Raw genomic sequence first — 4,848 nt, 5'->3', positions numbered from 1 at the left:
GTTTATAACGACTAATTTCAATTCCTACCCAGTGTTATTTACAGGAGGCATACATAGTTTATGGACAAAAAGATTTCAATAGCAATTGACGGACCAGCAGCTGCAGGAAAGAGCACAGTTGCAAAAATTATCGCGAAGGATCTATCTTACATTTATGTTGATACAGGTGCAATGTATCGTGCGTTAACATACAAAGCACTCCAATTAGATATAAATTTAGAAAATGAAGACAAGCTTCTTTTTGCATTACAAAACTCTGAAATAGAATTAAGACCTAGTGATAACGGTCAGCTTGTTTTTATCAATGGCAAAGATGTGACTGAAAAAATCCGTGAGCATGATGTGACCAATTCAGTATCCATTGTTTCGAAGCATCGCAAAGTTCGAGAGGATATGGTCAAGCGTCAGCAGGGCTTTGCTAATCATGGGGGAGTCGTGATGGATGGAAGAGACATTGGTACTCATGTTCTTCCTAATGCAGAAGTGAAAATATTTTTACTTGCCTCCGTTGATGAAAGGGCTGTAAGACGCCACGAGGAAAACCTATCAAAAGGCTTTCAGTCCGATTTAGAACAATTAAAATCGGAAATTGCATTAAGGGATAAATTAGATTCCGAGCGTGAAGTTGCCCCATTGCGAAAAGCAGAGGATGCGATTGAAATTGATACAACATCATTACATATTAAAGAAGTTGTTGAGAAAATTATGGACATTGTAAGGGAAAGGATTTGACGCTAGAATGAACCTATACCCTTTTGGAAGAGGACTAATTGGAGCAATCGTAAAACCACTATACCGTATTGAGGTCCTAGGTAGGGAAAATATTCCAAAGGAGGGCGGAGTCTTGATATGTTCAAATCATATTGACAATCTGGACCCCCCTGTTGTTGGGGTGACATCACCAAGACCGATTCATTTTATGGCGAAGGCAGAATTATTTAAAGTACCAGTATTAGGTTGGATTTTACCCAACGTTAATGCCTTCCCGGTAAAACGTGGGGTAAGTGATCGTGAATCACTTAGAACTGCACTTAAGATATTGAAAGAGGGGAAAGTGTTAGGTATTTTCCCTGAAGGTACAAGAAGTAAAGACGGGAAGCTGGGAAAAGGGTTATCCGGAGTTGGCTTTTTTGCATTGCGAACAGACTGTGCGGTCGTGCCTTGTGCGATTATAGGCCCTTATAAAAAGTTTGGTAAATTAAAGGTAGTGTATGGAAAGCCAGTTGAAATGGAAGCTTTCCGTGAAGAGAAGGCTTCTGCAGAAGTGGTAACCGACAAAATTATGGATTCCATAAGAGAAATTCTGGAAAAATATCAATAGATTAAGAGTTTCTACTTGACAAATCACTCTATTTATTAGAAGTTAATTAAAAGAATATTTTTATAACTTTAATTACATAAAGTGTTTTTTTGTGTTGGACCTTAAGGAGGTAATTGGAATGGCAGAGGATATGAATCAAGTTGAGTACAAGGAGTTACAGGTTGGGGATGTAATCACTGGCAAGGTAACAAAGGTAGAGGAAAAACAAGTTTTTGTTTCAGTTGAGAACAGTAAGCTAGATGGCATTATCCCTATTAGTGAGCTATCCAGCCTGCATGTTGAAAAAGCAAGTGATGTTGTATCAGAAGGAGAGGAATTAGAGCTTTCTGTTACAAAAGTAGAAGAAGAAGCATTAATTTTATCTAAAAAAGCTGTACTAGCTTCTAAAGCTTGGGATGATTTAGAGCAAAAATTTAACACTGGTGAAGTGTTTGAAGCAGTTGTAAAAGATGTTGTTAAAGGTGGATTAGTTGTTGACCTTGGCGTCAGAGGATTTATTCCAGCATCCTTAGTTGAAAATTATTATGTAGAAGATTTCTCAGATTATAAAGACAACTCGTTAACAGTTAAAGTGGTTGAACTTGACCGTGAGAAAAACAGAGTAATCTTATCTCACCGTGCAGTTGTGGAAGCAGAGCAAAAAAATAAAAAGCAAAATGTTCTTGACTCTTTAAAGGTTGGAGCTGTACTAGAAGGTACTGTTCAACGATTAACTGATTTCGGAGCTTTCGTTGATATCGGTGGCATTGATGGATTAGTCCATATTTCTCAACTTTCACATGAGCATGTGTCAAAACCATCTGATGTTGTTGAAGAAGGTCAATTAATTAAAGTAAAAGTTTTGTCTGTTGATCGTGACAATGAAAGAATTTCTTTATCTGTGAAGGAAACATTGCCTGGACCATGGGAAACTGTTTCTGAGAAATTATCTGTTGGTGATGTAGTTGAAGGGACAGTGAGAAGACTTGTTTCTTTCGGTGCTTTTGTTGAGGTGCTGCCAGGTGTTGAAGGACTTGTTCATATTTCACAAATTTCTAACAAACATATCGGTACTCCTCATGAAGTATTAAAAGAAGGGCAAGCTATCCAAGTAAAGGTTCTGGAATTAAATGAGTCTGAAAAACGCATTTCTTTAAGTATGAAAGAACTTGAAGAAAATGTGGAAGAAGACTACAGTAAATACCAGCAACAAGAGGAAACAACCGGTTTCCAACTAGGTGAAGTAATTGGCGACCAATTAAACAAATTAAAAAAATAATCATAAAAATAGTATGAAAAAGCTCTCACCCAATCGGGTGAGAGCTTTTTATTTGGGATTCATTCGATTCATTTCTCTAGCTTCTTCAGGTGTATCTAATCTTGTAGCGCCTTTATAATCGAGGGATTGGTCACGATCAGACTCAACAACACGTGCTTCTTTAAGCTTTTTTTCCTGTCTATCTCTACCCATTTCATTTCCTCCTTTATCATCCCTACATATGTTTCCATGAATAGGGAATTTTATGTAGGGGTTATCCTTTTATATTGTTTCATAAAAGGATTTTTGGTATGCAGATGGGTTAAAATTCATAATTTCGAGCCATAATGGAAATAATGGGAGGTGGAGAAGTGGACGGAGCAATATTTTATTGGATTTGTTGGATGGCATGGGTATGTAGTACATTTCTTATGAAGAAAAACAAGGAAAGGCTACTCCTATCTATTTTGTTTTTAGTATCGATTATATTATCACCCTATTACATTGCAGTGGGTGGTATCAAAATAAATTGCAGTATCTTTCTTATTTTCTTTTTTAGCATCAAAGAAATCTCGAAAAGACCGAAAAAGCAAGTATTTTATATGCTTATTTGTATTCTTACCATTTCTACAGCATATTGCAGCTTCCTAATGTTTGAACTGTTTGATCCAGTGTGGCTTCTTTTTAATCGTAATTTGATGCTTGGGGCCGCCTTAATATACGTCACCTTAATGTTATTAAAGGATTTCCGTCTGCGCTTGGCGGGGCTTTTAATTGGTGCGATTCAAGGTGATATTCTTTATGGACTGATTATTCATAATGTCAATTTTTCATATGAAATTGGTTCATTCGTCTTTTTAGATGTTATTTCAATTAGTTTTTGTTTTATTTTTGTTTGGTCTTCTTTAGAAATGCTGTTGCATCATGTAGATGTATTGGTCCAAAAAAACACAAAGGAGAAACTCGGCTAGCATGAATGAATACACATACCCGATTATTTTCGGGCTCATCTTTGGTGTTGCTGTTCGGCTGTATATGCTACGGACAGATTATCGTCAATATCCAACTTATTTGCACGGAAAAATCATTCATATTGCATTAGGGTTCATAGCGGCGGGATTAGGGACTGTGGCGGTTCCTTCGATTATGGAAGAAGATTTCACGGCGATTACGTTTCTAACGATAGCCGCTTCACAATTTCGTGATGTACGTAATATGGAGCGAAATACACTAACGGAACTGGATTCATATGAACTTGTTCCCAGGGGAAAAACATATATTGAGGGAATTGCAGTTGCCTTTGAAAGTCGAAATTACCTTGTTATTTTTACTTCGTTATTTTCGACCTTCGCTTACCTTGCTTTGACATGGTGGGCTGGAATTGTGGTAGGTATCATTTGTCTTTTGGTCTGTAAAAAACTAATGGCAGGAAGTAAATTAAAGGATATTGTGGATATAGAATTTGTTGAACCACAATTTAAGGATGCCGGCTTGTATGTAGATAATATCTATATTATGAATATCGGTCTTCCGGTGAGGCAAGAAGAGGTTTTGAAATATGGGATGGGGTTTATCTTAAAGCCTAAAACATTTGATGCGAGGGCGACAATTGCAAATTTAGGGCAAAGACAAGCTATATTACACGATGTATCAACGGCATTAGGAATTTTCAGAGATTCTGGAACTCCTGCGCTCGTACCATTGGCCAAAAGAGATTTGAACGACGGTCGTGTTGGAATCTTTGTTTTGCCACAAGAAAAGAATGTAGATAGAGCCATTGAGATAATTGGTCATGTTCCAACTTTAGAAAATGCAATTAGAATGCCGACAGAAAGAGAAGGAAATGAGAAGGGACTGCCACTTAAATGAATATTGAAAAGTTTATTTTAGCGGCGATAACAATTGATACGTCTAAGGTGAAGGTCTCGGGTGGGACACCAGTGTTTTCATGTTCCGGTAAGGAAGAAATGGAATCAGTTGCTGCAAGTTTAGAAGCGATTTTAGATGGAATCGCTCATGAAGTCAGCAAGGATTTGTACATAATCGTAAAACACTAAACATTTGATTGTTGTCCCCACGTATTTTTGATAGAATAAAAAAGCATGACCCTTCTGACTTAGAAGGGTTTATTTTTTCAGTGTCTAGCTCAAGGTGCCATCGGCTCTTTGGTCTAATCCAATCGCTTCGGAAGGTAAAGTTCACCTTCTGTCAGCGCTCGTCTTATGCCTGACTTGCACACGAAGTGCTGACATCGACGTTTGCCACAGGACGTGGCAGTAGTTAGTCGATG

Annotated in this window: 7 protein-coding genes; 6 read left to right on the top strand and 1 reads right to left on the bottom strand. The window is 37.6% G+C overall.

The features are described 5' to 3' along the window. The first annotated feature begins 60 nt into the window (after positions 1–60). From cmk to rpsA, 3 genes are all read left to right on the top strand, one after another. Positions 61–732: a (d)CMP kinase gene (cmk, locus tag V7147_RS18680; protein WP_335369344.1), complete on the top strand. Its 672-nt coding sequence runs from the start codon at positions 61–63 to the stop codon at positions 730–732. A gap of 7 nt (positions 733–739) precedes the next feature. Next, the gene (locus V7147_RS18675) at positions 740–1,321 is read left to right on the top strand and encodes a lysophospholipid acyltransferase family protein (protein ID WP_335369343.1); all 582 of its coding nucleotides are present in this window, start codon (positions 740–742) and stop codon (positions 1,319–1,321) included. Positions 1,322–1,439: 118 nt separating this feature from the next. Continuing rightward, positions 1,440–2,579, top strand: a complete 1,140-nt coding sequence (gene rpsA, locus V7147_RS18670; RefSeq protein WP_335369342.1) for a 30S ribosomal protein S1 — start codon at positions 1,440–1,442, stop codon at positions 2,577–2,579. A gap of 48 nt (positions 2,580–2,627) precedes the next feature. On the opposite strand, the gene V7147_RS18665 is transcribed toward rpsA, so the two are convergent. Then, complete coding sequence (locus tag V7147_RS18665) at positions 2,628–2,771, bottom strand: YpzI family protein (RefSeq protein ID WP_335369341.1); 144 nt, start codon at positions 2,769–2,771, stop codon at positions 2,628–2,630. A gap of 158 nt (positions 2,772–2,929) precedes the next feature. Between V7147_RS18665 and V7147_RS18660 the strand changes: the two genes are divergently transcribed. From V7147_RS18660 to V7147_RS18650, 3 genes are read left to right on the top strand one after another with little or no spacing between them, the layout of a single operon-like run. Further along, positions 2,930–3,529 carry a YphA family membrane protein gene (locus V7147_RS18660; RefSeq protein WP_335369340.1) on the top strand — a complete coding sequence of 200 codons (600 nt, stop codon included), beginning with the start codon at positions 2,930–2,932 and terminating at the stop codon, positions 3,527–3,529. A 1-nt stretch (position 3,530) separates the two neighbouring features. Further along, positions 3,531–4,427 (top strand): YIEGIA family protein, encoded by an 897-nt coding sequence (locus tag V7147_RS18655; RefSeq protein ID WP_335369339.1) that lies wholly within the window; start codon positions 3,531–3,533, stop codon positions 4,425–4,427. Continuing rightward, complete coding sequence (locus tag V7147_RS18650; protein ID WP_335369338.1) at positions 4,424–4,615, top strand: capping complex subunit for YIEGIA; 192 nt, start codon at positions 4,424–4,426, stop codon at positions 4,613–4,615. The genes V7147_RS18655 and V7147_RS18650 overlap by 4 nt, the downstream gene beginning before the upstream one ends. Positions 4,616–4,848 lie beyond the last annotated feature (233 nt).

This window comes from Bacillus sp. JJ1521 (assembly GCF_036965165.1).
Classification (GTDB): Bacteria; Bacillota; Bacilli; order Bacillales; family Bacillaceae_L; genus Ferdinandcohnia.
The sequence above is the reverse complement of the archived record's forward strand: the minus strand, read 5'-3'. Positions and strand labels throughout refer to the sequence as shown.